Source organism: Curvibacter sp. AEP1-3 (assembly GCF_002163715.1).
In the GTDB taxonomy this organism is placed as follows: domain Bacteria; phylum Pseudomonadota; class Gammaproteobacteria; order Burkholderiales; family Burkholderiaceae_C; genus Allorhodoferax.
Genome location: NZ_CP015698.1, coordinates 3,872,860 through 3,899,150, shown reverse-complemented (window position 1 = coordinate 3,899,150; position 26,291 = coordinate 3,872,860). Strand labels below are relative to the sequence as shown.

21 protein-coding genes and 1 pseudogene are annotated in these 26,291 nt (G+C 60.5%); 11 read left to right on the top strand and 11 right to left on the bottom strand.

Annotated features, from left to right (window positions below; genetic code table 11):
• Positions 1-6: 6 nt before the first annotated feature.
• From AEP_RS18280 to AEP_RS18270, 3 genes and pseudogenes are all read right to left on the bottom strand, one after another.
• Complete coding sequence (locus AEP_RS18280) at positions 7-2,043, bottom strand: hypothetical protein (protein ID WP_157673210.1); 2,037 nt, start codon at positions 2,041-2,043, stop codon at positions 7-9.
• 49 nt (positions 2,044-2,092) lie between these two features.
• Positions 2,093-3,349 carry a tyrosine-type recombinase/integrase gene (locus AEP_RS18275; protein WP_087496719.1) on the bottom strand — a complete coding sequence of 419 codons (1,257 nt, stop codon included), beginning with the start codon at positions 3,347-3,349 and terminating at the stop codon, positions 2,093-2,095.
• 185 nt (positions 3,350-3,534) lie between these two features.
• Positions 3,535-3,801 (bottom strand): annotated as a pseudogene (locus AEP_RS18270) (HNH endonuclease); the annotation flags it as partial.
• A gap of 178 nt (positions 3,802-3,979) precedes the next feature.
• On the opposite strand from AEP_RS18270, the gene AEP_RS18265 reads away from it, so the two are divergent.
• The 5 genes from AEP_RS18265 to AEP_RS18245 all read left to right on the top strand — a co-directional run bounded on the left by AEP_RS18265 (position 3,980) and on the right by AEP_RS18245 (position 11,277).
• Positions 3,980-4,978 carry a bifunctional riboflavin kinase/FAD synthetase gene (locus AEP_RS18265; RefSeq protein ID WP_087497417.1) on the top strand — a complete coding sequence of 333 codons (999 nt, stop codon included), beginning with the start codon at positions 3,980-3,982 and terminating at the stop codon, positions 4,976-4,978.
• 131 nt (positions 4,979-5,109) lie between these two features.
• Positions 5,110-8,010 carry an isoleucine--tRNA ligase gene (gene ileS, locus AEP_RS18260; RefSeq protein ID WP_087496718.1) on the top strand — a complete coding sequence of 967 codons (2,901 nt, stop codon included), beginning with the start codon at positions 5,110-5,112 and terminating at the stop codon, positions 8,008-8,010.
• A 38-nt stretch (positions 8,011-8,048) separates the two neighbouring features.
• Entirely contained in the window at positions 8,049-8,534 is a 486-nt protein-coding gene (gene lspA, locus AEP_RS18255) for a signal peptidase II (RefSeq protein WP_232460032.1), read from the top strand.
• A gap of 35 nt (positions 8,535-8,569) precedes the next feature.
• Positions 8,570-10,228, top strand: coding sequence for a Na/Pi cotransporter family protein (locus AEP_RS18250; protein WP_087496716.1), 1,659 nt, complete (start codon positions 8,570-8,572; stop codon positions 10,226-10,228).
• Positions 10,229-10,356: 128 nt separating this feature from the next.
• Positions 10,357-11,277, top strand: a complete 921-nt coding sequence (locus AEP_RS18245; RefSeq protein WP_087496715.1) for a hypothetical protein — start codon at positions 10,357-10,359, stop codon at positions 11,275-11,277.
• A gap of 64 nt (positions 11,278-11,341) precedes the next feature.
• Here AEP_RS18245 and AEP_RS18240 read toward each other — a convergent pair whose 3' ends face one another.
• Entirely contained in the window at positions 11,342-12,337 is a 996-nt protein-coding gene (locus AEP_RS18240) for a quinone oxidoreductase family protein (protein WP_087496714.1), read from the bottom strand.
• 109 nt (positions 12,338-12,446) lie between these two features.
• On the opposite strand from AEP_RS18240, the gene AEP_RS18235 reads away from it, so the two are divergent.
• Together AEP_RS18235 and AEP_RS18230 are read left to right on the top strand one after the other, a co-directional pair.
• Entirely contained in the window at positions 12,447-13,349 is a 903-nt protein-coding gene (locus tag AEP_RS18235) for a DMT family transporter (RefSeq protein WP_087497416.1), read from the top strand.
• Positions 13,350-13,355: 6 nt separating this feature from the next.
• A complete protein-coding gene (locus AEP_RS18230; RefSeq protein ID WP_087496713.1) occupies positions 13,356-15,101 on the top strand; it encodes a glycoside hydrolase family 13 protein in 1,746 nt (581 codons plus the stop codon).
• Here the strand turns inward: AEP_RS18230 and AEP_RS18225 are convergent, their stop codons facing one another.
• Positions 15,102-16,268, bottom strand: coding sequence for an MFS transporter (locus AEP_RS18225; protein WP_087496712.1), 1,167 nt, complete (start codon positions 16,266-16,268; stop codon positions 15,102-15,104).
• A 143-nt stretch (positions 16,269-16,411) separates the two neighbouring features.
• On the opposite strand from AEP_RS18225, the gene AEP_RS18220 reads away from it, so the two are divergent.
• A complete protein-coding gene (locus AEP_RS18220; protein ID WP_198301856.1) occupies positions 16,412-17,371 on the top strand; it encodes a helix-turn-helix transcriptional regulator in 960 nt (319 codons plus the stop codon).
• On the opposite strand, the gene AEP_RS18215 is transcribed toward AEP_RS18220, so the two are convergent.
• The 4 genes from AEP_RS18215 to AEP_RS18200 form a co-directional block, all read right to left on the bottom strand.
• The gene (locus tag AEP_RS18215; protein WP_087496711.1) at positions 17,368-19,890 is read right to left on the bottom strand and encodes a chemotaxis protein CheW; all 2,523 of its coding nucleotides are present in this window, start codon (positions 19,888-19,890) and stop codon (positions 17,368-17,370) included. The two genes, AEP_RS18220 and AEP_RS18215, sit on opposite strands and share 4 nt — an antisense overlap.
• An 81-nt stretch (positions 19,891-19,971) precedes the next feature.
• Positions 19,972-20,766, bottom strand: coding sequence for an SDR family oxidoreductase (locus AEP_RS18210; protein ID WP_087496710.1), 795 nt, complete (start codon positions 20,764-20,766; stop codon positions 19,972-19,974).
• 34 nt (positions 20,767-20,800) lie between these two features.
• Entirely contained in the window at positions 20,801-21,727 is a 927-nt protein-coding gene (locus tag AEP_RS18205) for a DMT family transporter (protein WP_232459868.1), read from the bottom strand.
• Positions 21,728-21,739: 12 nt separating this feature from the next.
• Positions 21,740-22,642: a DUF808 domain-containing protein gene (locus AEP_RS18200; protein WP_087496709.1), complete on the bottom strand. Its 903-nt coding sequence runs from the start codon at positions 22,640-22,642 to the stop codon at positions 21,740-21,742.
• A 127-nt stretch (positions 22,643-22,769) separates the two neighbouring features.
• Between AEP_RS18200 and AEP_RS18195 the strand changes: the two genes are divergently transcribed.
• The 3 genes from AEP_RS18195 (at position 22,770) to AEP_RS20790 (ending at position 24,210) form a co-directional block, all read left to right on the top strand.
• A complete protein-coding gene (locus AEP_RS18195; protein ID WP_087497413.1) occupies positions 22,770-23,291 on the top strand; it encodes a hypothetical protein in 522 nt (173 codons plus the stop codon).
• Positions 23,292-23,386: 95 nt separating this feature from the next.
• Entirely contained in the window at positions 23,387-23,857 is a 471-nt protein-coding gene (locus tag AEP_RS18190) for an SRPBCC family protein (RefSeq protein WP_087496708.1), read from the top strand.
• A gap of 65 nt (positions 23,858-23,922) precedes the next feature.
• On the top strand, positions 23,923-24,210 hold the full coding sequence (locus AEP_RS20790) for a hypothetical protein (RefSeq protein ID WP_157673209.1): 288 nt from the start codon (positions 23,923-23,925) through the stop codon (positions 24,208-24,210).
• A 64-nt stretch (positions 24,211-24,274) separates the two neighbouring features.
• Here AEP_RS20790 and AEP_RS18185 read toward each other — a convergent pair whose 3' ends face one another.
• Positions 24,275-25,243, bottom strand: a complete 969-nt coding sequence (locus AEP_RS18185; RefSeq protein WP_087496707.1) for a bile acid:sodium symporter family protein — start codon at positions 25,241-25,243, stop codon at positions 24,275-24,277.
• A 27-nt stretch (positions 25,244-25,270) separates the two neighbouring features.
• Complete coding sequence (gene ahr, locus AEP_RS18180; RefSeq protein ID WP_198301855.1) at positions 25,271-26,287, bottom strand: NADPH-dependent aldehyde reductase Ahr; 1,017 nt, start codon at positions 26,285-26,287, stop codon at positions 25,271-25,273.
• Between the last annotated feature and the right edge of the window lie 4 nt (positions 26,288-26,291).

The window sequence follows — 26,291 nt, the reverse complement described above, 5'->3', positions numbered from 1 at the left end:
TTCTCATTAGCCGATGTCGGGTAGTTCAACGGTGAGTTTGCGTGACTCCTGAAGAACCTGAGCAGGAACACTCACCAGTAAATTGTCCAAGGCGACGACCACGGGTGCCCAGCGCTCGTCCCACACTGGTGGGGTCACTCGTGCAATGCTGCGGTAAATAGCACGACGCAAGGCTTCATAGAGCATGACGTTGCGGGGATTGTCCGGACGTGCGGCTGCCAACGGGCAGTCAGGGCACTCCCCGTAGGCTCTGCATAGACGACCCTTCCTTTGATTTGGACGCGGAGAATCGAACGGGTCCAAGCAAATCCAGCCTGGCGTCGCGCACCCTTTGCCCCCCAACTCACGGTGCTTGCGCGGATCGATCTTGCCTTCTGAGTCCAGCCATCGCTCTCTCACAAGTATGGTCTCGCCTGTGGCTTCCTGCAGCATTCGCTTAACCAGATCGCTGGTGTAATGCGTCCAGGTAGTGATGCGGTTCAAGTGGTTTCCCACCTTGCGCGCAGCCTCCAGATCACCGTGATTGAAGAGTTGTACGTAGTCGAGCATCGTGGCTCTGATTGTCTTTAGTGTGAAGTCAGGGAGATTGTTGTCTTTGATAAATTTGGCTAAGCCACTTGTCCACACAATATCGGGCGACCAATCATCAGCTTTGCCTCCGAAGCTCTTTGCCCGCTTCGCCCGAATTTTCGGCACAAACAAAAAAATACGGTCGGCGTACCTTTCTGGATAGATCACAAATGGGCGGATTCGCTCAGTCAAAACCTTGATTAGATTGAGGACCATATTCAGGCTAACCTGATTGGCCCCACCATCTTCCGGGTCCAACAGACGCACGAGCTTGCGATTGGCTCGTGGCTTGTCGCCGGTAATTTTTACCAATGGGGATACGGCTGCACTAGACGCATTCGTATCCATTGGCTCCTCCACCTTGTCGTCCTCTTCTGTGACGTCGAACTGCACCGCCCGCCGCCCATTGCTTAAAGGGTCCACATTGCGGTCGATGTCCTTCCAATTCAGCTTTAGGACCGTTTCTGGGTTGAATACGGTCGCTATGGCGATACTCAGAACCAGTGGCACTAGGTCCCGACCGCTTGCATAGAAAAAGCTACTCATCTTTACAGATCCGAATTCGTGTATCGCCCATCCGAGCTGCTTATCGTGTGCACTGATCTCATCGCGGTTTGGAATCACGCCGGGGTAGCGTTCATCAATCATTGCCAGAGCTAACGCGATATTGAATTCCGAATTTCTTTTTACCGTTTTCCCGCTCAAATCTCTTCCAAGAACGGCACCGTTGCGGAGCAGCTGTCGCCCCTCCATCAGTAGAGATTGCCCCTTTTTCCAATTGTCTTGTAGGGCAATAACCTCTTTTTCCACTGCAGCTACGACCGCTATTAATTGATCGAACTGAAGCACCTTTGTAGGTGTCTTCTTGCGGCCTATTCCACGTGGTCCACTAGGAATCAGGTCAAGTAAATGCTTGTTGTTCGATCCACGGATAAGTATGCGAAGCGCACCGATTCTCTGCGAGACTGTTGCCGGATGAATCGCCTTCCCATCTTCCTTCCTACATTCATTCAACCAAATGCTATACCCAGTGAGTATTTGTTCGTCCAAATCCTCCGGGCTTAGCTTGGCATACCCGCGTTCACGAAGATAGGCAAACCAACTACAGCGCAAGTTTTTGACTATCTCGACTCGGCTACGGGCCGAGATGTTCTTGATGCCCTTGAGTAAACCATCAGCAAAAAAATCCGACAGTCCTGGAAACTCCAGCATGAAGCTTAGATCCAACCGCTGTGGCTCGCCGCCTCCTTTTCTGGGGAAGATGGCCGTTAACGTCGTATTTCCGTCGTCGGTGCCATGTTCAAGCCTTGTGCAGGGGAGGTTTTCGACATTACCTTGCTCAGCGTTACGTCGTTTAGCATTTTCAACCACCTGCTGCGCATTACTGGCTCGCTTCTTCTTGCTAGGCGTATGCACTCGGCTTTCTTCCTTATGGTCAGAGTTACCCATGGTCAGTCGTTGCTGATCACCCATTTGCTATCCCATTACATTTCGGACGTTCTGTTAAGTGTGGGCAGATCAATCACCTAAGACCAATCAACCTGCGAATGTCAATCACGCCCTCTTTCTCTCCAAAGATCTCGACATGGGCCAAATAGGTATTGATGGTCACACTTAGGCTCTTGTGGCCAAGCTTTATCTGCACGACCTTCCAAGGCTCTTTGTTTCCTTGAGCCTTTTCAGCGTGGTAGGTCAGCACCGCGCAGTTGTGCCTAAGGTCATGAAAGGAGTGAACAGGGACCGTCTTGAGAAGCTTCGCACCAGTCTCAACGTCGACCACCTCAATCTGCTCAGTGATGCCGCATTTCATGCACGCCAGCGCAAACATCTTCTGGATTGCAGAGCCCGTAATCTTCTTGCCGGCACTCTTGCTATTGGCATGACCAAGAAACAGCGCAGTGTTAGGCTTGACACCCCGTTTCTTGCCCTCGCGTTCACTTTTTGCACGCTCGGAGTTGATGTACGCTTGAATTGCAAGGATCAGCCAGCCTGGCGCTGCCACCTTGCGCGTGACCTTCATCTTGCCTTCTACGATCAGCGGGAACTCCATCAATTGTTGATGTGGCTCCACGATGATATTCAGAAATTGAAGTGTCGTGAGTTTTGTCACATCACCCAGCCGGGTACCTGAGCTCCACGCTAGGTCACAGATGAGGCGATCTCGTACTTGACGCTTATCTTGTGTGTCTTGAACCGTGGGACCCAGGTGCTGTAGTAGCTTTCGCAGTTGTTTTACCTGCATCGGCCTGATCAGATCCTTTCGCCCGACCTTTTTGAGCAGCAAGTCCTTTTCTTTTACGCGCCTCCCCGTGGGACGCGTGTGAGCAAGTGGATCATCATCGATTGGCCGATTCTCAACCTCTCGTTGCTCAGTTGATGAGCCCATGTCCCTGTGATACCAGCCCTCTGCTCTCGCAAATTCATAGAACCGCCTCACTATTGTCAATTTACGGTTGATCGTTTTCTCATCGCGATCCGCAACCAAATAGTCGTCTCCAAACTCTTTTCTGTCTGACTCAGTCGCACTGCGCCAGTCTGCCTGTTTCAACTGACACCATTGGAACCAACTCAACAGGTCGTATCCAGCAGCCTCCCATGTGTGCTTGCTTGGCGTCCCCCCTAAACCTACATATTTTTCAGCAAGGAAAATTATTGGCTCTTCAAACGGAGCGACATCATCCCGCCAGTATTGGAATATCGAGGGCTGATCCTGCACGACTAAGCCCATTGGCTCACGGGACTTAACTAGACGCAGTTCCGAGCTAAGAAAGTTGTTCATGGTCTTTATTGGCCCACGTCATACGCATGAACATAATTTTACACACTCAATCCGTTTTTACCCACAGATAAAAGGTTATACACATAACATGAACATTTTTACAACACACAACATTTCTTTGTATTTAAAGAAAACGAACTCTTGAAACGCTACTGTTGCCTTGCATCCGGGGAATTCCACATAGCATTGCGATCGCGGATGAACAATTTGGCATTGGTCAGGCCGGGGCGCAGGTTGAAGGGATTGATGCGGGGCACACCACGGGTGCCGATGATGCTGTTGACCCGGATGACAGACTGCTGCCCGGTGACCGCGTTATGGCCGCCGTGAAACACCGCCACCTCACCGCCGGCTTCCCAGCGCACTTCGTCCGCGGCGTAATGAATCACCGCCTGTTCCAGCGATATCCAGGACTGGGGCAGCCCTTGGGCCGACAACTTCAAGACTTTCACGCAACGCCTCCATCAACGGTTCAAACAACCACCAACACAAGTCTGCAAAGGTCTGCAAGTGCGCACCGGACAAGCCGTCCGGGCCCTGCTAGGTCACAATATACCGTGTTTCCATGACAAATTGGCTTCAGGCGCTGATGCGATGTGCGCGGCCTGCTATCAAAAAGATAACAACTCCATGAAGGTTTTTCGCGGTTTCAAGCACCCCGGCGTGTCCGAGGCGTGCGCGGTGACGATTGGCAACTTCGATGGTGTGCACCGGGGCCACCAGGCCATGCTGGCCCTGCTCAAGAGCGAGGCGCAGCAACGCGGCGTGCCCAGCTGTGTGCTGACCTTCGAGCCCCACCCGCGCGACTATTTCGCCAAACTGCACCAAAAACCCGAGCTGGCCCCCGCCCGCGTAGGCACTCTGCGCGACAAGCTGGACGACCTGGCCAAGGCCGGTGTGGACCAGACTATCGTGCTGCCTTTCGACGCCCGGCTGGCCAACCAGAGTCCGCAAGACTTCATCCAGCAAGTGCTGCAAGTCGGCTTGGGCGCCCGCTACGTGCTGGTGGGCGACGATTTCCGCTTCGGCAAGGCCCGCGCCGGCGATTACGCCCTGCTCGACGCGACAGGCGAGGCCCATGGTTTTGACGTGGCCCGCATGAACAGTTACGAGGTCCACGGCCTGCGCGTCTCCAGTTCTGCGGTGCGCGACGCACTGGGCCAGGGGCGGATGCAAGATGCCGCCCGCCTGCTGGGCCGGCCGTATTGCATCAGTGGCCATGTGGTGCACGGGCGCAAGCTGGGTCGCACCCTGGGTTTCAAGACCCTGAATTTGCGCTTTGCCCACTGGAAGCCCGCCGCCAGCGGCATTTTTGTGGTGCTGGTGCACGGTCTGGCCGCCAAACCCTTGCAAGGAGTTGCCAACCTGGGTGTGCGCCCCTCGCTGGACCCCAACGATGTGAACCGCGGCCGCGTGCTCCTGGAGACCCATTGCCTGGACTGGCCGGAGGAACTGGGGCCTGAGGGGGCCTACGGTAAAATCATCCGCGTGGAACTGCTGCACAAACTGCACGACGAATTGAAATACGACGGTCTGGACGCCCTGACGCAGGGTATCCAAAAGGACCGCGATGACGCGCGCGCCTGGCTCGCAGCGCACATCAGCCTTCCCGGCGGCACCCGAATTTGACGGGGCCGGCCCTCGCGGCCACCCGACGCACTTTGCCCCGCGTCACCTGCCCCTCCAGGCTGCCTTCGCCCGTGTGACGGTAGCCGCCTCCCCGAATTGCTTGCACAAAGCCTCCAAACCGAGAGTTGGCCATGACTGAACCCGTTGATTACCGTAGCACCCTGAATCTGCCCGATAGCGCCTTCCCCATGCGCGGCGACCTGCCCAAGCGCGAGCCGGCCTGGGTCAAAGAATGGAACGAAGAGGGCCTCTACAAAAAGCTCCGCGACGCCCGCGCCGGCCAGCCGCTCTTTGTGCTGCACGACGGCCCGCCCTACGCCAACGGCAAGCTGCACATCGGCCATGCGCTGAACAAGATCCTCAAGGACATGATCGTCAAGAGCAAGCAGCTCGCAGGCTTTGACGCGCAATACATCCCCGGCTGGGACTGCCATGGCCTGCCGATCGAAAACGCCATCGAAAAACTGCATGGCCGCAACCTGAGCCGCGACGACATGCAGGCCAAGAGCCGTGCGTTTGCCACCGAGCAGATCAACCAGCAGCGCGAAGACTTCAAGCGCCTGGGCGTGCTGGGCGACTGGGAGCGCCCCTACAAGACTATGAACCCCGCTAACGAGGCCGGGCAGATCCGCGCCTTCAAGCGCGTGATCGAGCGTGGCTTTGTATACCGTGGCCTGAAGCCCGTGTACTGGTGCTTTGACTGCGGCTCCAGCTTGGCCGAGTTCGAGATCGAATACGCCGACAAGAAGAGCGACACGCTGGACGTGGCCTTCGAGTCCAACGACGCGGCCGGCTTGGCCCAAGCTTTCGGCCTGAGCGCCCTGCCTGCGGGCAAGCAAGCCTTCGCCGTCATCTGGACCACCACCGCTTGGACCATCCCTGCCAACCAGGCGCTCAACGCCCACCCCGAATTGGAATACGCGCTCGTGGACACGCCCAAGGGCGTGCTGCTGCTGGGCGCCAGCCTGGTAGAGAAGTGCCTGGAGCGCTTCGGCCTGACCGGCACCGTGCTGGCGACCGCCAAGGGTGAAGCCCTGCGCGGCCAGGTGTTCCGCCACCCGCTGTACGACCTGCCTGCCGATGTCAACGTAGAAGGCAACGAATACAGCTACAAGCGTCTCTCGCCACTTTACCTGGCCGACTACGTGAGCGACGGCGACGGCACCGGCATCGTGCACTCCTCGCCCGCCTACGGTGTGGATGACTTCAACAGCTGCATCGCCAATGGCCTGAAATACGACCAGATCTTGAATCCCGTGCTGGGCAATGGTGTGTATGACGCCGAGCTGCCCTTGTTCGGCGGCCAGCACATCTGGAAGGCCTGCGCCAACGTCATCGACACTTTGCGTGAGCACGGCCGCCTGATGGCCACGGTAGGCATCACCCACAGCTACCCGCACTGCTGGCGCCACAAGACACCGGTGATCTACCGCGCAGCCGCCCAGTGGTTCATCCGCATGGATGCCGGTGAGGGCGTATTCACCCAAGACAAAGCGCCCAAGACCCTGCGCCAGCTGGCGCTGGACGCCATCGAGCAGACCAGCTTCTACCCCGAAAACGGCCGCAGCCGTTTGCGCGACATGATTGCCAACCGCCCGGACTGGTGTATCAGCCGCCAGCGCAGCTGGGGTGTGCCCGTGCCCTTCTTCCTGCACAAGGACAGCGGCGAGCTGCACCCACGCACCATGGAAATCCTGGACCAAGCGGCTGACATCGTGGAGCAAGGCGGCATCGAAGCCTGGAGCCGCGTGTCGGTGGAAGACATCCTGGGCGCGGCCGACGCACCGAGCTACACCAAGAGCACCGACATTTTGGAAGTCTGGTTCGACTCCGGCTCCACCTTCCAGCACGTGCTGCGCGGCAGCCACAAGGATGCCTACGCGGTGCCCCCCTTCCACGCAGAAGGCCCCGAGGCCGACCTGTACCTCGAAGGCCATGACCAGCACCGCGGCTGGTTCCATAGCTCGCTGCTGCTGGGCTGCGCACTCTACGACCGCGCACCGTATCGCGGCCTGCTGACCCACGGCTTTGCCACCGACGGCCAGGGCCGCAAGATGAGCAAGAGCCTTGGCAACACCGTCGAGCCGCAAACTATCACGAGCAAGATGGGCGCGGAAATTGTGCGCCTGTGGGTGGCCAGCACCGACTACTCCGGTGACCTGAACATTGACGACAAGATCCTGGCCCGGGTGGTGGACACCTACCGACGTGTGCGCAACACGCTGAAGTTCTTGCTGGCCAACGTTTCTGACTTTGACCCGGTCAAAGACGCGGTGCCCGTCGACCAGTTGCTGGAAATCGACCGCTATGCGCTGGCCCGCGCTGCCCAATTGCAAGCCGACATCCTGGCGCATTTCAAGGTCTACGAATTCCACCCCGTGGTGAGCAAGCTGCAGGTGTATTGCAGTGAAGACCTGGGCGCGTTCTACCTGGACGTACTCAAGGACCGCTTGTACACCACCGCCGCCAACAGCCTGGCCCGCCGCTCCGCGCAAACCGCGCTGTGGCAGATAACCCAGGCCATGCTGCGCTGGATGGCGCCCTTCCTCAGCTTCACCGCTGAAGAAGCCTGGGCGGTATTGGGCGCTGAAGGCAAAACGCCCGAAGCGACCAAGCTCTCCATCTTCCTGGACGGCTACTCCGCCTTTGCTGAGCCGGACGAAGCCTTGCTGGCCAAGTGGACCCGCATCCGTGCGGTACGTGAGGCGGTCAACAAAGACATCGAGACCCTGCGCGCGGCCGGCCAAGTGGGCGCCTCCCTGCAAGCCGAGGTGACGCTCACGGTACCGGCAGAAGAGTTCGCCTTGCTGAGCAGCTTGGGTGAGGACTTGAAGTTTGTGTTCATTACCAGCGCTATCACTTTGGTAGCTGGTGGCGCACAATCCATAAGCGTTACAGCCTCCAACAATGTGAAATGCGAGCGCTGCTGGCACTACCGCGCCGACGTTGGGGCAGATGCCGCGCACCCCACCTTGTGCGGCCGTTGCACCAGCAATTTGTATGGCTCAGGTGAAGCCCGGAAGTTCGCGTAATGGCCCGCAACAACAAAGGTTTCGGCAAGACCTTCAGCATGGACTCCGGCAAAAGCAGCGGCATGCTGCTGTGGCTGGGTTTGGCCTTTATCTTGCTGCTGGCAGATCAGTTCACCAAAACGCTGATCCTCGGCTATTACCACTTGGGTGACAGCACCTATGTCACCAGCTTCTTCAATGTGGTCCGGGTGCACAACACCGGCGCTGCGTTTTCGTTTCTGGCGGATGCGGGCGGCTGGCAACGCTGGTTCTTCACGGGACTGGGCTTTGTGGCAGCAGCGGTCATCGTCTGGCTGCTGCGCTCGCACGCGGGTCAGAAGCTGTTCAGCTTTGCGATGGCCTGCATTCTGGGCGGTGCAATCGGGAACGTTGTAGACCGCCTGATGCACGGCTATGTGGTGGACTTTCTGGACTTTCACTGGAATGGCATGCACTTTCCGGCCTTCAATGTGGCTGACTGTGCAATTTCAGTGGGGGCCATGTGCCTGATACTGGACGAACTGCTGCGGGTCAGAAAAACCTGATCCGAATTCACCGCGAATTGCTTTAAGGACCCTGCGTGACCCACCTGCTGAATCTGTTTGCCGCGATAGCGTTGTTGGTGTGGGGGACTCAGCAGGTAAGGACGGGAATTCTCCGGGTGTTCGGTGCCAATCTGCGCACCATCCTGTCCCGCAGCGTCAGCAACCGGTTTGCCGCTGCCATCTCCGGCATCGGGGTCACTGCCGTGGTGCAGTCCAGCACTGCCACGGCGCTGATCGTCTCTTCGTTTGTAGGACAGGGGCTTATCAAGTTGCCCGCGGCACTCGCCGTGATGCTGGGCGCCGACATCGGCACCAGCCTGATGGCCGTCGTCTTTTCGCGCGACCTGTCCTGGCTTTCGCCCCTGTTCATTTTTGTGGGAGTGGTGCTGTTCATTTCCAAACAGTCCACCACACCCGGTCGAGTGGGCCGCGTATTGATCGGGCTGGGCCTGATGTTGCTGGCACTCAAGCTGGTCACCCAATCCACCGCCGTCCTCACTCAGGCACCTGCCGTCAAGGCACTGCTGGGAAGCCTGAGCAGTGACCTGCTACTGGAGCTACTGGTAGGCGCCACCTTGGCCGTGGTGTCGTACTCCAGCCTGGCCATCGTGCTGCTGACTGCGACGCTGGCCAGTACCGCTGTGATACCGGTGGATGTGGCCCTCGGGCTCGTGCTGGGCGCCAACTTGGGCAGCGGCCTGCTGGCCGTTCTGACCACGCTGAACGCGAACATCGAAACCCGGCAGGTGCCGCTAGGCAACCTGGTGTTCAAGGTGCTGGGCGTGCTGGCGGTGTCGCTATTCCCCGGAATGTGGATGCGTGTGGCCGGCCCCTACATCAGTGATGCGGCCACCTTGGTGGTGGGCTTTCACCTCGCGTTCAACATCGGGGTGGGCATTGCGTTTATCGGTTTCACCCAGGTTGTGGCCGGGTGGGTCGAGCACTGGTTGCCCAAGCCCGACAAAACCACCGTGGCCGGCCGCCAGCGCCACCTCGACCCCACGGCACTGGCCACCCCCAGCCTGGCAATTTCATGCGCAGTGCGTGAGGCCATGCACCAGGCCGATGTGGTGGAAACCATGCTGATGGGCAGCATCAAGGTCATGAAGGAAAGCGATGTGAATCTGGCGCAGGAACTGCGCAAGATGGACGACACGGTGGATGAGCTCTACAGCGACATCAAGTACTACCTGACCAAAATCTCCCGCGAGGCGCTGGGCGAGAACGAAGCCAAACGCTGGACCGACATCATCAGCTTCACGATCAATATGGAGCAGATCGGCGACATCATTGAGCGGGTGATCCAGGACATTGAGGACAAAAAAATCAACAAAGGCCGCCAGTTCTCGGAAGCTGGTCTGGCCGAGATTTGCGAACTGCATGCCCGTCTGCTGGACAACCTGCGCCTGGGCATGAGCGTGTTCCTGAACGGCAATGTGCGTGACGCACGCCGTCTGCTGGAAGAAAAAACCAAATTCCGTGATCTGGAGCGCCAGTACGCTGCTACCCACATCGCCCGTCTGGCCGACAACACCCTGCCGAGCATCGAAACCAGCTCGCTGCATCTGGATTTGATCAGCGATCTCAAGCGCATCAACTCGCATATCTGCTCTATCGCTTACCCGATTCTGGATTCAGCAGGTGAGCTGGCCCCCAACCGTTTGCGCTTGCCACAGGAAACTTCGGGTCGCTGAAATAGCCGCCCGGTTTGAGGCGGATCAAAGACAAGAATCCGCGATTGACAGGGGGATGACTTAAAATCGATGCCTATTGGCGTGACCGGCTCTTCCGGTGTTGCGCACCTCTCGCACCCGAGTCCCCTATGACCACCACAACTAGAAAAACCCTGATCCTGGCCGCCCTGTTGGCGCTGGCTCCTTGTACGGCCTCTTGGGCCCAAAGTGTGGTCATAGCCCAGAATGCCCAGCCTGCCCCGGAGGCAACACCAGCTGCAAACGCGGTGACCACCAAGTTCGACAAAGCCATCAACAATGATGAGAACTGGTACTTCTCATGGGGCTACAGCCGCCAGCAGTACGCACCATCGGACATCCGGGTGTCCCAACCTGAGCTGGGCAATGACTTCACCATTCGCAAAGCCAAAGGCAGCGACTTCCCTTCCAGCGTCGGCGACACCATCAGCTCGCTGTTCAACCTGGACTTCACCAATCCGCAAGAAAACATCCGGATCGGCAAGTTCCTTAACCCCGAAAAAACATTTGCGGTTGAACTCAACATCGACCACAGCAAATACAACGTGGACTACGGCCAGACCGTAGCGGTCGATGGCACAGCTCCGAACGGGATCACGTCGATGGTGGTCACACCGCAGAACTTCAACTACGCACTGCACAACGGCCTGAACCACATCATGATTAACGCGGTCTGGCTGCATCGCCTGCGGGGCCCGGAGCAAAAGCCGGGTGACTTGCAGCTGATCAGCCGTGTGGGCGCCGGCATCTTGCTGCCCCATGCCGATAACGTGATCTTCGGCAACGCCAATGAAGTGGGCCCCAAGAACGAAAACGTCTGCTGCTTCAAAAAGAACGATTGGTGGCAAATCAACGGCTGGACTGCAGGTGTGGAGGTCGGCCTGCGTTACCGCGTGTACAAATCCATGTACGTCGAACTGACCAACAAGATTGCCTATGGTGTGCTGCGTGGTGTGCCGGTCTACAAAGGCACTGCCGATCAGGAACTCTGGATGAACGAGCAGGTGCTTTCCGCCGGCTTCTTGTTCTGACGGTTCAACACCCTAACAAAAAAGGGCACACCACACGGTGTGCCCTTTTTTTATTCATCTGGCTTTACAGGGTCAGAATAGTGCAGCCCGTCGTCAGGCGGGCTTCCAGGTCTTTGTGGGCCTGTTGCACATCCTCCAGGGCATAGCGCTGGGCGATGTGGATCTTGACTTTTCCACTGAGCACAACGTCAAACAGGTCGTCCGCCATGGCCTGCGTGCTTTCACGGGTAGCAATGTGGGTGAACAAGGTTTGGCGTGTCACATAGATGGAACCCTTGGGCCCGAGGATGCCGGGCGAGAACGGGGCCACGGGGCCGGAGGCATTGCCGAAGCTGGCCATCAAGCCGAAGGGGGCCAGACAGTCCAGCGACTTGTCCCAGGTGTCTTTGCCCACCGAGTCGTACACCACCTTCACCCCCTGGCCGCCTGTGATTTCCTTGACACGGGCCGCAAAGTCCTCTGCTCTGTAATTGATAGCATGCTCCGCACCATTGGCGAGCGCCAGAGCACATTTTTCTTCTGAACCGGCAGTCGCAATCAGGCGCAAGCCCAACGCCTTGGCCCACTGACAGGCAATCAGCCCCACCCCACCTGCGGCAGCATGAAAGAGCACAAAGTCGCCGGCCTGCAAGCCGCCTTGAGGCAGCGTGCGCTTGAGCAGGTACTGGGCGGTCAGGCCCTTGAGCATCATGGCGGCACCGGTCTCGAAGCTGATGCCGTCAGGCAGCTTGCACACGCACTTGGCGGGCATCACCCGTACTTCGCAGTAACTGCCCGGCGGCTGGCTGGCGTAGGCGGCGCGGTCGCCCACTTTGAGATGACTCACGCCCTCGCCCACTGCTTCAATCACGCCCGCTGCTTCCATACCCAACTGCACTGGCAGATTCATGGGGTACAGGCCGGAGCGCTGGTACACGTCGATGAAGTTCAGCCCCACCGCATGGTGGCGGATGCGCACCTCGCCGGGGCCGGGTTCGCCCACGGTGACCTGCACCAACTGCAGCTGTTCGGGGCCGCCATGCTGGGCGATGTGAATGGCGCGGGATGTCACTGAACTCATGGTTTTGTCTCCATCGATGGTGGTTGTTATGAACGCACAACATGGTGCCAGAAATCGGCAACAACCGCAGGCCGGCGACAGCTTTGCACTCCTTGCTACAGTGCAGGCCATGACTCAACGCCTGACCCCGACTGCCGCCCTCCTGCTTGTGATTCCTCCCTTGATGTGGTCAGGCAATGCAGTGGTAGGCCGTATGGTGGCGCCGCTGATTTCGCCCATGACTCTCAACCTGCTGCGCTGGGCCATTGCTTTCCTGATTTTGCTGCCCCTGGCCAGCCGCGTGCTGCGCGCTAACAGCGGTTTGTGGCCGCAATGGAAACGATTTGCCCTGCTCAGCCTGTTCAGCATCGGTGGATACAACGCACTCTTGTATCTGGCGCTGAACACCTCCACCGCCATCAACGTCACGCTGGTGGGTGCCAGCACACCGGTGTGGATGTTGCTCATCGGCCGCCTGCTGTTCAAGGCACCGGTGTCGCGCAAACAACTGTTGGGCGCGGTGCTGTCCATAGGAGGCGTGCTGCTGGTCCTGGGCCGTGGGGACTGGCAGGTCATCACCCATTTGCGTCTTGTGCCCGGCGATTTGTATGTGCTGCTGGCGTCCATCGGGTGGGCCGCCTACAGCTGGTTGTTGGCCCACCCCACCCCCGAGTCCGAAGAAATCCGCTCCGACTGGTCCACCTTCTTGATGGGGCAGATTGTGTTCGGGCTGGGCTGGTCTCTGGCGTTTACCAGCGGTGAATGGCTGCTCACTCCCGCACACATCGACTGGAGCCTCGGGCTTGCCGCCGCACTGGCCTTTATTGCATTGGGGCCCGCGGTCATTGCCTATGGCACCTGGGGGGCCGGCGTCTCTCGTGCGGGCCCTGCGGTAGCGGGGTTCTTCATCAACCTCACACCCTTGTTCACCGCAGTGCTGTCGTCCATCTTCCTGGGTGAAGCACCCAAGCTTTACCACGCGCTGGCCTTTGTGCTCATCGTCTCCGGCATTGTTCTCTCTTCCCGCAAGTAAGCATCCATGAACGCCCTCACACGCACCGGTACCCCCTGGTGGAAACACAGCACCGTCTACCAGATCTACCCCCGCTCGTTCGCTGACAGCAATGGCGACGGCATCGGCGACCTGCCGGGCATCACCTCCCGCTTGGACCATCTGCAACAGCTTGGTGTCGATGTGGTGTGGCTCTCGCCCATCTACAGCTCGCCCAACGACGACAACGGCTACGACATCTCGAACTACCGCAACATCATGGCCGAGTTCGGCACGCTGGCCGACTTCGACGCCATGTTGGCGGCCATGCATGCACGCGGCATCAAGCTCATGATGGACCTGGTGGTCAACCACAGCTCGGACGAGCACCACTGGTTTACCGAGGCGCGCAAAAGCCGCGACAACCCGTACCACGACTACTACATCTGGCGCGAGCCGCAGGCGGACGGATCACCTCCCACCAACTGGGAAGCCGCGTTCACCGGTTCCGTGTGGGAATGGAACGAGCCCACCAGCGAGTACTACATGCACATGTTCAGCAAAAAACAGCCGGACCTGAACTGGGAGAACCCGGCTCTGCGCCAGGAGGTGTATGCCCTTATGCGCTTCTGGCTGGACCGGGGGGTGGACGGTTTCCGCATGGACGTCATCAACATGATCTCCAAGCCCTGGAATGCCGATGGCAGCCTGCCGCAAGCGCCGGTGGTACGCGAAGGCTTTTTGCAGCCGGGTTTCGCCCTGAGCTGCAACGGCCCGAAGCTGGGTGAATTCCTGCGCGAAATGCGCGAGCAGGTGCTGGACCACTACGACACCATCACCGTGGGCGAGGCACCGCTGGCCACCATCCGCCAGGGCGTGGAGCTGACCCACGCGCAGGAAGGTGCGCTCAACATGCTGTTCCAATTCGAGCACATGGACCTGGATTGCATCAGCGGCCACCCCAACGGCAAGTGGGCCCTCAAGCGCCTGCACCTGCCCGACCTCAAAGCCAGCATGATGCGCTGGCAGGATGCACTGGCCGAACATGGCTGGAACAGCCTGTACTTGTGCAACCACGACCAGCCCCGCCCGGTATCCCGCTTCGGGGACGACGGTGTTTACCGGGTGCCAAGCGCCAAAATGCTGGCCACCTTTTTGCACGGCTTTCAGGGCACGCCCTATGTGTACCAGGGCGAAGAGCTGGGCATGACGAATGTGCAGTTTCCAAGCATCGAGGACTACCAAGACATCGAGATCCGCAATATGTACCGCGTGGCAGTGCACGAGCGCGGCCAGGACCCGCAGCAGGTGATGCAATCCATTTGGGCCAAGGGCCGGGACAACGCGCGTACCCCCATGCAGTGGAGCGATAGCCCCAACGCAGGTTTCACCACCGGTACCCCGTGGCTGGCGCTGAACCCGCGCTACCCGGAGATCAATGCAGCCCAAGCGGTAGCCGATGCGGACTCGGTGTTCCACCACTACCACCAGCTGATAGCCCTGCGAAAGCAGGAGCCTCTGCTGGTGCACGGCCGCACGGAGATGTTGCTGCCGGAGCACCCCCATGTAGTGGCCTACATGCGGACTGCAGAGAGCGACAGTGCCCGCCTGCTGGTGCTGTGCAACTTCAGCGCCGAACCACAAACTGTGCTGTGGGATGGTGCGTTGAAGTTCGAAACCGCAGAGCTGCTGCTGGGCAACTACCAGACAGATAACGCCGAACTGGCGCAGCGGCTGCAGAGTCCGACCCTGCGCCCCTTTGAGGCACTACTGGTCAAGCTGCGCCCACACTGATCAAGCCGCCTTCTCCGGCACAAAACGGGCACTGAGGGCGAGAATGGTGGCAGCCACTACCACCACCGCCATGGCAGCGGTCAGCGATGCGTGCTGCGCGATCACACCAATCAGCGGCGGACCGACCATAAAACCGGCATAGCCGATGGACGAGACTGCAGCAATCGCCGCAGCCGGCGTGGTGCCCGGCACGCGGCTCGCTGCGCCGTAGAGGATGGGAACAATCATCGCCAGCCCCGCACCCACCAGCCCGCAGCCCACGATGGCCACCCACGGCTGCCCGACGATGAGCACCACCGCCATGGACACCGCGGTGATGGAGCCACTCACCTGCAGCAAACGCTGCTCGCTATGGCGGGCCCGCAGCCGGTCGGCGGCAAATCGCATCACCGCCATGGCCCCGGCACAGGCGGAGTAGCCCAAGGCCGCCAGCTCGTGCGGCATGCGTACTTCCTGCTGCAGGTAGAGCACACACCAGTCAAACATCACACCCTCGGCACTCATGCCAGCAAAGGTGAGCAAGCCCATGATGAGCAAGGCGCCACGCGGCCAAGTGAAGTGCGCTTTGGGCTGGGTGCTGGGCGCCGGCGTGGGCAGCATCCAGCGCGAGCCCACCAGAATGCACAGCGCCACCAACACGGCCACCACCGACAACTGCCAGGTGGCAGGAACCCCGGCACGCAAGAGGCCGGACGCCAGCGCCGCACCCGCCATGGCCCCCACGCTGAACATGCCATGCAAGCTGCCCATGATGGGCCGCCCCCCTGCGGTCTCCAGCACCGAGCCTTCGGTATTGATGGCCACGTCGTACACGCTGAGCGAAGCACCGAACACCAGCATGGACGCCAACACCCACGGCAGCCCCGGCCAATGCAACACCATGCTCAACATGGCAGCCATCACCGCCGCACAAGCCGCTGCAGCATTGCGCGCGCCCAGCCGGCCGATCACCCGGCCCGCGAAGAACAATGCTGCAATTGCCCCCAGCGCGGCTGCGACCAGCACCAGCGAGAGCGCTGCCTCGCCCAGGTCGTACTGACGCTTGACGGACGGAATGTGCACGCCCCATACCGCGCTGAAGACGCCCAGCACGGTAAACAGGCCCCGCGTCGCCCAAATGGCGCGGCGTAACTGCGCGGGCGTGCCGTGATGTTCAGCTGCGTGCATGGGCTGCCTCCGACACGAAAATAGCGAAATTCTTAGAAAATTGCGCAGAGTTCAAAATGACTAAGGCTCGCGAAAACAGGTTTTCCATCCCCATAGCGTAATCATTAGACTGATACTCTCGTTAGGAATTCGATACCACTCCCATGTCAAAAGTAGTAAATATCCTCGATAGCATCGAAGGCGATGGTCCCTGCATTGCCGCCATTGCCTGCGATCACCCGGATGCGCCTGTGCACGCCAATCACATGCGCAGCGCGCTGGCAGGGTTTATCCAAGAAGCGGCGTCCGGGACCCTGCAATTGCGTAACCCGCCGCCTTTGCCAGAGGACAGCCTGCGCGGCGCGGGGCACATGCATTTGCACGCGGAGGTGTTTTTGCAGTTGCAGGGGCAAACGACCTTTACCTTCCCGCACGCGCAGCTCACTCTCATGCCGGGCGAGGTACTGGTGGTACCGCCAAAGCTGCTGCACGACGAGCGGGTGAGCGGGTGTGAGGGACAGGCTTTTTCCAACATGGTGATCTCTGCGGACAGCCAGCGCATGTCCTGCCACCTGGCCCATGAAGACCGGCCCGGCCACCCCGCCAGCTTGTACCTGGAGACTTGCAGCCACCTGGAGGCCATGCGCATTGAAGGCTGGTTGTGCGATGCAGCCCGGCCGCCTGCGCAGGATTCACCCGGGCTGTGGCCACTGCAACAACGGGCCTTGCTCGCCGCTGCGCTCAGCAGCGTGGCCCGTTTGCTCGATGCCCCGCAAAAGACCCTGTCGCAAGAGCCAGCCCTGTTGAACCAGCTGCGCCGTTTGGTGCAAAACCGCATGGGCGAGGTAGACCTGACAGTCGCTTCATTGGCCCAGGAGTTGGGCTGCACGGCGGACTACCTGTCGCACCTGTACAGCAGCCACACGGGCGATCACCTGTGGCAGGTCATCCTGCAGCAGCGCCTGGCTCGCGCCGCCCGCTTGTTGACAGAGGGCGATGCTGCTATCAAAGAGGTGGCATGGTGCTGCGGCTTTGCCAGCGCCAGCTACTTCATCCGCTGCTTCCGCCAGCATTTCGGGCTCACGCCCAAGGCCTACCGTACGCGCCGAGTGGCTGCAGCCTAGTCGTACACGCGCTCGAAGCAAGCTTTCACATCCACCACCTGCACCAGCACATCACCACCATTGGCCTTGATGAAGGCCCTCACCAGCGCGGGCCGGCCAGCGTTGCCGCCGAAGGGCGTTGGAATGATCTGGTCGGTGCGGAACTCGGTGACACCATGCAGGGCATCCACCAGCAGGCCGAGCAAGCGATCCTGATGGCGCAGCACAATGATCTGGCTGCTCTTTTGCACCACTGCGCGACGGCCAGTCAGCAACAGGCACAGGTCAAACACCCACACCGAAGCCTGCTCGCGGCCGTTTTGCGTCCAGGCCATCAGGCCTACCCGCCCGCGGCCATCGTCGACCGGTACCGAGGTGAGCTTGGCCGCCGACACGGCCTCCTGCACATGCTCTGCAGAGAGGGCAAACAATTTGCCAACACCCCAGTAGGTGGCGTACTCCGCGCGCTCGCCACCTTGCAGGCCCACCAAGGGTAGCTCAAGGTCAGCGCTACGGCCCTGGCCCTCGCGCACTGCACCCAAAGCGTCGTACACCACGGCAATCACGTCATCGCGGTAGCCATCGCTGGTTTTGAATTCCCGATAGCCCTGGGATGCGGCGCTGCCCATGATGGTGTAGTTGCCGCCGCGCTCCACTACCTTGGACAGGCTGCGTCCGGACGCCAGTTGCTGCACTTCCGTCTGCAGACCCAGTTGAGCGCCTACCGGCATGCCCGGGTCGGAGCTTGCAATGACTTTGCCCGCGCGGTCTACAAACAAGGCCTGCATGCCCGGGCGCTCGCCCACACCACTGCGCAGCATGGCAGTGAATTCCGGTGCCGAATTGAACACAATGCCCACACCGCCCACTACCCGGTCCGGGCGCAGCGGGTCGCGCACGGCTGCGTGGTAGGTGTAGGTGGACTGGCCGCCGTAGAAAGGGTCCGGACCGAAAGGCGTGACGTAATAGTCTTGCTCGGTGCGCAGCGCCTTGACCCGGGACAGCGTGAGCGCATCGAGTTGCTCACCAGCGATACCGGGACCATGGGTTTCATCGAGCTCGGTACTGACCACAATGCGCCCCTCTGCGTCGTACACAAACAAGCGGGTGTACACGGTGTAGAGCGAATTGATGTAACGGAGGATGCCGGTCACCTCCTCGGCCAGTGCATCGGTCCACACCGGCGCACTCAGTGCCTGGCGCAGCTCCGGTGTCAGGGCCCACCAGCGGCAGTCGTCAGAGCGCTCGTACAAGTTGCGGTCCAACAAATCCACCAGCAAGCGCGCCACAAACTCAGCCTTTTGCAGGCTGGTGTTGAGTACGGTTTCATACAAATCGCCGATCGACTTGGCAAACAGCGCGTTGCTGCGGGCACCGGTTTCGCTGATCTGCGCGAGGATGGCCTTGAGCTTGCTCAGGTCGCCCTGCTGACCGGCCGACATGACCTGCCCGTTCCACACCACGCAGCGTATGGTCTCGGCCGCAGCCATGATTTCAAACAAAGGCCCCGAGAGCGCCTGCGCGTGCGACAGCAAACCGCTGCGCATGCCCGTATCCAGCGCGGCCAGGGCTTGGGTGTCGCGCCCGGTGAAGGCAATGTCCACCGGAATCATGACCTGCCCTTGCCAGCCCGGCGGGCCGGGGTAGCCCTGATAGCCGCCTGAGCGGAAGGTGCGGACCAAATATTGCCGTCCCATGAACACCCACAAACGTGGTGATGCGCTGTGATTCACCGGCACCACCGAGCCCAGCGGAATCCAGGTCGGGTCTGCGGACTCGATCACACGGTTATCGCCATCCAGCAGCAGCATGTTGGAGCGTTTGGCCGCATCGCGGTGCGAGCGGAAGATGCCCGCCATCTCCTGCTCGAAATGAAAGCACAGGCACAGCACGCCGACCACCCGCTGCGTCTGGGGGTGCAGCATGCGTTTGGAGTAAATCAGGGCCAGGCGCTTGTTGGGGCGCAGCCGGCTGAAGCGGAATGTCTCCACAAAGCCGTCGCTGGCCAGCGTTTGCGCGATCAGCGGGTCATCGCTGCCCTCCATGGGCGTGGTCTCGTCGATCTGGACCAGCACGTTGCCCGCGGTGTCGAGCAACATGATTTCGTCATACACGGTGTATTTGGTGGCATAGGCCCGCAAGCGCGCACGTGCAGCGGCCTGGTCTTCGGTGATACCGGCCACAAAGTTGCACAGCTCGTTGTCGGTAGCCAGAAAGCCGACGTCGGCAGTGCGCTCGTACAGATTGCGCACCACGATGTCGATGACGTACTGCGCCTGGGTGCCGATTTCATCAAGCACCGTGCCCACTTTCTCACTGACCAGGCTGGCCACCAGCTCATGCTCCAGCCGGGTAAAGCCCTCGCGGGTGGCGGCCATGGTGGGGAGGATGGCCTGCGCCTCGTCCGGGCAATTCATCTTGGCGGACGACTCGATCAGCCGCCACATCAGGTTGAGTTCGTGCAGGGCGCCTTCACACCGGATCACATCCCGCATGTAAGGCAAGAAGGTGTCGATATCCAGCCTGACTGCTTCGGTCATGGTTCCAACTCCCTGTGTTCGGGGCCTGGCGAGGCCGCTTGACCTCCATCAAGCAAGTCGGATGCCACAAGTTACAAACGATTAAAAAGTGCCGCCAAATGCCCCGCCGTCCACCAACACGTTTTGGCCCGTCATATAGCCGGCTTGCTGGCTGCACAGGAAAGCGCAGACCTGGCCGAACTCGGCGGGCGTGCCGTAGCGGCCCACGGGAATCTGCGCCTGCTGCAGGCGGCGGATGTCTTCCACGCTCTGGCCGGTTTTGGCCGAAGTGGCCTTCACGGTGGCGGCAATGCGGTCGGTGTCGAACTTGCCGGGCAGCAGGTTGTTGATGGTCACGCCCTTGGCGGCCAGGCTGCTGCGGGCCACGCCGGCCACAAAGCCGGTCAGTCCGCTACGCGCGCCATTGGACAGGCCCAGAATGTCGATGGGCGACTTCACCGCGCTGGAGGTGATGTTCACAATGCGCCCGAAACCCCGTGCGGCCATGCCGTCCACCGTGGCCTTGATGAGCTCGATGGGGGTTAGCATGTTGGCGTCTACCGCCTTGATCCAAGCCTCGCGGTCCCAGTCGCGGAAATCGCCGGGCGGCGGGCCGCCCGCGTTGGTGACCACAATGTCAAAGTCCGCGCGCATTGAAAATACGGCCTCACGGCCGGCCACCGTGGTGATGTCCTGGGCACAAAAAAGCACCTCAGCGCCCGTCTTGTCTGCGTAAGCAGCTCTTAAATTCATAGCAGATTGTTCCAGGGCCTGCGCGCCCCGTGCCACGATCAGCAGGTTCACACCCTCGGCGGCCAGCGCTTGCGCACAGCCCAGGCCCAGCCCTTTGCTGGCGCCGCACACCAATGCCCATTTGCCTTTGATTCCTAAATCCATGTCGAGTCCTTCTCTATTGTTGGTACGCGCAGCGTCAGCGCCGGCTGCTCACCACATACACACCCAGTAACACCAAAACGGTGCCCGCCACCACCCACAGGTTCATGGGCTCGTCCAGCAGCAACACGCCCATGAGGATGGTGGACATGGGGCCCACCATGCCCACCTGCGCGGCCAGGCCCGAGCCGATGCGCTCGATCGCCATCATCACCATCAGCACCGGAACCACCGTGCAGGCTGTGGCGTTAAGCAGCGAGAGCCACAGCACCTCTGGCGCCACGGCAAACGCAGTGTCCAGCGGCCGCAACAGCACAAACTGCGCAATGCACAGCACGCAGGCCACACTGGTGGCCAGCCCCACCAACCGCAGCGAGCCCAGGCGCTGCACCAGCTCGCCGCTATAGCTCAAATACAGCGCATAGCTGATGGCGCTGCCCAGCACCAGGGCCGCGCCCAGCGCCACATGGCCGCCGGCCAAGGTCACTTCGTGGCCGAACACCAGCAGCACGCCGCCGTAACTGATGGCCATGCCCACGCCCTGCGGCAGCGTCACCTTTTTGCCATACAAGGCCATACCCAGCAACACGACGAGCGTGGGGTTGAGGTACAAAATCAGCCGCTCCAGCGAAGCCGAGATGTAGGCCAGCCCCGCAAAGTCCAGAAAGCTGGCGAGGTAGTAACCGGTAATGCCCAGGCCCAGAATGCCCAGCTTGTCTCGGGTGGTCAGCGCCACCACGTCCTGGCCCCGCCGGCGTGCGCGCGGCCCGGTCCACCACACGATGGCCAGGAAAAACGGCAATGCCATCAACATGCGCAGCATGATGAGGCTGACTGCATCCACCCCGGGGTAGCGGTAGGCCAGCTTGACGATGATGGCTTTGCCACTGAAGGCAATGGCACCGGCAATGGCCAGCGCCAGACCGGTTGCTATGGATTTAGGAGCTGCTTGCGCAGATTGCACGGGCGCCAATGGCTAATTTCCCTTCGAACCCTGACGCAGGCGCTGCACCAGCGTTACACCTGCCAGCACCAGGGCGCCGGCCACGATGCCGACCAAACCGTCCCACACAAAGCCCAGCGGCAGACCATCCAGCAGGTGGTGCAAAAACGGCAAGCCGTGCACCAGAATGCCGCCGCCCACCAGAAACATGGCCGCGGTGCCGGCCACCGACAGCACCTTCATCAGCACCGGTGCTGCGCGCAGCAAGCCGCGCCCCAGCGCCTGGGTGAAGCCGCCTTCGGGCGTGGCGGAGGGCCGACGGGTGAGGTAGAGGCCCAGGTCGTCAATCTTCACAATGCCCGCCACCAGGCCGTACACGCCCACCGTCATGATGAAGGCCACACCGGCCAGCACCATAAGCTGCGTCGTCCAGGCGCTGGTTTGCACCGTGCCCAAGGTGATGGCGATGATTTCGGCCGAGAGAATGAAGTCGGTGCGGATGGCCCCCTTGATCTTGTCTTTCTCCAGCGCCACCAGATCCACTGCGGGGTTTTGCAGCGCCTGCAAAAGCTCGGCTTCATGGGCCTGATCGTCTTCCGCGCGATGCAGAAACTTGTGGGCCAGCTTCTCGAAACCTTCAAAACACAAAAAAGCGCCGCCCACCATGAGCAGCGGCGTCACCAGCCAGGGCGCCACGATACTGATGGCCAAGGCCGCGGGCACCAGGATCACTTTGTTCAACAGCGAACCCTTGCACACCGCCCATACCACCGGAATCTCGCGTTCTGCGGAAACGCCAGTGACCTGTTGCGCATTGAGCGCGAGGTCATCCCCCAGCACACCGGCTGTTTTCTTGGCGGCGACTTTGCTGAGCACCGCGACATCGTCCAACACCGTGGCAATGTCATCAATAAGAGCGAGAAGGCTGCTGGCCATGCGGGTCCTGTAAAGCAAGAAAAGCTGGATTGTCACCCGTTTGGCGTACACCCATCAGGGCATACCCCATACGGGCTGGCGCAAAGCTTGCTGGAGAATGAAAAAACAAAGCGGCAACGCGAACACCATGCCCCCCACTGTCACCTTGGACCGACCCATCACCCACCTCGCCCCCACGGTGCTCGACATCGAGGCCTCCGGCCTAGGCCGCAGCAGCTACCCCATTGAGGTGGGCTATGTGTTGCCGGACGGGCACGCTTACTGCACCTTGGTGCAGCCCGAGCAAGACTGGACGCACTGGGACGACAGTGCTGCCGCCCTGCACCGCATTACCCGCGAGCTGTTGCATGAGCGTGGCCTGCGCGCCCGCGAAGTAGCCACCCTGCTCAACACCCAGCTGGCCGGGCAAACCGTGTACTCCGACGGCTGGGCCAACGACTTCACCTGGCTCAATGTGTTGTATGAAGCAGCCGGCATGTCCCCCCGCTTCAAGCTGGAAAACCTGCGCAGCCTGCTCAGCGACGAAGAGGCCGACCAATGGCATGTCGTCAAAGCCCAGATCGCCAGCGAGCGCGGCACCCAGCGGCACCGGGCGAGTTCGGACGCGCGCTTGATCCAGCTCACCCTGCAACGCATCAGGGCGGGTTAATCCCCAGCCTTTTTGGGGCCCCTCCTCCACGGGCAGCCGCTGCTTAGGCAGTAACATGCGGCGGTAAAGCACCACCTACAAAGGAGACAAGAGCCATGGCAATTACCGTAGAAATCAACCTGGGTTACGAATTTGATGTGAAGGCCAAGGCCAGCGAAGTCTTCGCTGTGCTGTCGGATGTGCCCACCTCAGCCAGCCATTTCCCCAAAGTCGATCAGTTGGTCGATCTGGGCGGCGGCGCTTACCGCTGGGAGATGGAAAAAATCGGTATTGCCTCCATCACGCTGCAAACGGTGTACGCCTCCAAATACACCTCTAACAAGGCCAAAGGCACTGTGAGCTGGACCCCGGTGAAGGGCGAAGGTAACGCCCTGGTGGCCGGCAGCTGGAAGATCACCGACAACAAAAAGTCCACCAACATCGTGCTGGAGATCCAGGGCGAACTCACTTTGCCCCTGCCCGGCCTGATGAAGATGGTGGCCGCACCCGTTGCCGAAGCCGAATTTGAAAAAATGGTGGAGCAGTACATCGACAACCTCACCAAACACTTCGGCGGGGAAGCGTAAGGGCCGAAAGATCAGGCCGCCAAGCACTTGCTTCTTTAGCCGAAGATCAGGACAGGGGTACCGTTTTGCCTACCAAAGGCCCATCGCACATCGCGGCTACCTTGGTCCTTGCAGCAGCCCTGTTGTGTCTGGGCGTCTCACTCGCTTGTTGGTATATCTATTTCACGGTGTATTGGCCGTACCGGAACCTCTTCGACGAAACGGGTCGCTATTTCGATGCGCAAACCCTGGTCGTTTACCAGGAACAGGGCGGCTTGTTGATCTGGCCTGCATTGGCACTCTCCATGTTGACCGTCATGCTCGGAGTAGCGTGGAGAGCCATCCGCAGCGCCAGCGGACCGCGCAGTTTATAGTCAAAACCGCCGCTAACGCTCACCGGATATGCGCAAGCAGCTACCAAATCAATAGCAAATTGCGTCAGTTCACACGCTTTCCGTAGCGCTGCGCCAGCACTGCGCAGACCATGAGCTGGATCTGGTGGAAGATCATGAGGGGCAGAAGCATCATGCCCACTTGCGGGGCTGCGAACAGCACCTTGGCCATGGGGACGCCGCTGGCAAGGCTCTTTTTGGAGCCGCAAAAGACGATGGTGATTTCGTCTTCTTTGATGAAGCCCAGCTTGCGGCTTCCCCAGGTGGTGGCGGCCAACACCAGTGCAAGCAGCACGCAGCACGCCACAGTAAGGGCCAACAGCATGGGCAAGGGCACGTGGCTCCACAAGCCCTCGATCACCGCCGCGCTGAAGGCGGTGTAGACCACCAGCAGGATGGAGCTTTGGTCCACCATCTTGAGCGTGGCGGCATGGCGCTTTACAAAGCCGCCCACCAGCGGCTGCAACAACTGGCCCAGCGCAAAGGGCAGCAGCAGTTGCTCCATGATGTGGATCACCGCATCCAGCGCGCTGCCACCTGACAAGCCACCGGGCACCACGAACCAGCTCACCAGCAGGGGCGTGACAAACACACCAATCAGGCTGGAAGCAGACGCGCTGCACACCGCCGCCGCCACATTGCCTCGCGCCATAGCAGTGAACGCGATGGCCGACTGCACCGTGGCAGGCAAGGTGCACAAAAACAGCATGCCCACTGCCAACTCGGGGCTCAGCGTCCAGGCGAACACTGGCTTGAGCAGCAGCCCCAGCAGCGGAAACAGCCCGAAGGTAAAGCCCAGCACCAGCAAGTGCAACCGCCAATGGCTCAGGCCCGCCACCACGTTGGCGCGGGAGAGTTTGGCGCCATGCATGAAAAAAAGCAGGGCAATGGCGGCGGTGGTGATCCATTCAAACGCCTGGGCCACCGCACCTTGGGCGGGGAACAGGCTGGCCAGCGTGACTACGCCGATCAGGACCAGGGTGAAGTCGTCAGGGAGAAAGCGGGGACGTTGCATGGGGGCAGAGCATACCTGTGCAGTTGGCTAGGCAAAGTCCGCATCCAGCACGACCCGGTAGCGGGCGTTACCACTGCGCAAGTGGGCCACTGCGTCATTCACGCGGGACATGGGGAAGTGTTCCACCTGCGGCGCAATGCCGTGGCGGGCGCAAAAGTCCATCATCTTCATGAGCGTGACCGGAGATGGCGTGGGCGATGCCGAAATGCTGCGCTGCCAGGACAGCAGGCTGCCGGTGCGCAGCTTCATGGCTTCTGTGACCACGCCCACCATGTGCATGCGCCCTTTGGGTGCCAGCGTGCCGAGAAGTGCATCCCACTCCAGGCTGGCACCCACGGTGACCAGCAAAAAGTCCAGTTGGCCTGCAAAGGCCTTGAGTTCTTTCACATCCACACTCGACACCGTGCGGTGCGCACCCAGCGCGAGCGCCTCTTCCCGCTTGGAGGGGCTGGAGGTGAACGCGGTCACATCACAACCCCAGGCTTTGGCGAACTTGACGGCCAGATGACCCAGCCCGCCTATGCCCACCACACCCACGCGGTCGGTGGGTTTGATGTCGTTGATCACAAAGGGCAAAAACGCTGTGCCACCACCGCACATCAGCGGGCCGGCAGCCGCGGGGTCCAGCCCCTCGGGAATGGGCAAGGCCCAGCTCCAGTGCGAACGCACCTTGTCGGCAAAACCACCATGGCGGCCGATGATGGTGGGCTGACGCGTGGCGCACAGGTTTTGCTCGCCCCCCTGGCAGAAGCGGCAGTGCTGGCAACTGTTGCTGTGCCAGCCCAGGCCCACACGCTGCCCCACACTGCGCCCCTTGACCTGCGGCCCCACCGCTACGATGGTGCCCACCACCTCATGCCCGGGCACGACCGGGTAGCTCACCGGAAACCACTCGCTGTCGACCATGGCGAGGTCGGAGTGGCAGATGCCGCAGTACTCCACCGCGATTTCCACCTCTTCAGCGCCCATGGTGCCGGGGTCGTAGTCCAGCCGTTGCAGATCAGCACTTTTGCCGGGGGCTGCCCAGCCGCGAAATGTAGTCATAGGG

What these genes read in the sequence shown, in the direction of transcription:
- AEP_RS18265 (WP_087497417.1), top strand. Translation starts at nt 3,980, where the DNA reads ATGAAGGTTTTTCGCGGTTTCAAGCACCCCGGCGTGTCCGAGGCGTGC.
- AEP_RS18200 (WP_087496709.1), bottom strand. Translation starts at nt 22,642, where the DNA reads ATGGCCAGCAGCCTTCTCGCTCTTATTGATGACATTGCCACGGTGTTG.
- AEP_RS18190 (WP_087496708.1), top strand. Translation starts at nt 23,387, where the DNA reads ATGGCAATTACCGTAGAAATCAACCTGGGTTACGAATTTGATGTGAAG.
- AEP_RS18280 (WP_157673210.1), bottom strand. Translation starts at nt 2,043, where the DNA reads ATGGGTGATCAGCAACGACTGACCATGGGTAACTCTGACCATAAGGAA.
- ileS (WP_087496718.1), top strand. Translation starts at nt 5,110, where the DNA reads ATGACTGAACCCGTTGATTACCGTAGCACCCTGAATCTGCCCGATAGC.
- AEP_RS18275 (WP_087496719.1), bottom strand. Translation starts at nt 3,349, where the DNA reads ATGAACAACTTTCTTAGCTCGGAACTGCGTCTAGTTAAGTCCCGTGAG.
- AEP_RS18230 (WP_087496713.1), top strand. Translation starts at nt 13,356, where the DNA reads ATGAACGCCCTCACACGCACCGGTACCCCCTGGTGGAAACACAGCACC.
- AEP_RS18195 (WP_087497413.1), top strand. Translation starts at nt 22,770, where the DNA reads ATGCCCCCCACTGTCACCTTGGACCGACCCATCACCCACCTCGCCCCC.
- AEP_RS18225 (WP_087496712.1), bottom strand. Translation starts at nt 16,268, where the DNA reads ATGCACGCAGCTGAACATCACGGCACGCCCGCGCAGTTACGCCGCGCC.
- AEP_RS18220 (WP_198301856.1), top strand. Translation starts at nt 16,412, where the DNA reads ATGTCAAAAGTAGTAAATATCCTCGATAGCATCGAAGGCGATGGTCCC.
- AEP_RS18235 (WP_087497416.1), top strand. Translation starts at nt 12,447, where the DNA reads ATGACTCAACGCCTGACCCCGACTGCCGCCCTCCTGCTTGTGATTCCT.
- lspA (WP_232460032.1), top strand. Translation starts at nt 8,049, where the DNA reads ATGGACTCCGGCAAAAGCAGCGGCATGCTGCTGTGGCTGGGTTTGGCC.
- AEP_RS18210 (WP_087496710.1), bottom strand. Translation starts at nt 20,766, where the DNA reads ATGGATTTAGGAATCAAAGGCAAATGGGCATTGGTGTGCGGCGCCAGC.
- AEP_RS18215 (WP_087496711.1), bottom strand. Translation starts at nt 19,890, where the DNA reads ATGACCGAAGCAGTCAGGCTGGATATCGACACCTTCTTGCCTTACATG.
- ahr (WP_198301855.1), bottom strand. Translation starts at nt 26,287, where the DNA reads ATGACTACATTTCGCGGCTGGGCAGCCCCCGGCAAAAGTGCTGATCTG.
- AEP_RS18240 (WP_087496714.1), bottom strand. Translation starts at nt 12,337, where the DNA reads ATGAGTTCAGTGACATCCCGCGCCATTCACATCGCCCAGCATGGCGGC.
- AEP_RS18185 (WP_087496707.1), bottom strand. Translation starts at nt 25,243, where the DNA reads ATGCAACGTCCCCGCTTTCTCCCTGACGACTTCACCCTGGTCCTGATC.
- AEP_RS18245 (WP_087496715.1), top strand. Translation starts at nt 10,357, where the DNA reads ATGACCACCACAACTAGAAAAACCCTGATCCTGGCCGCCCTGTTGGCG.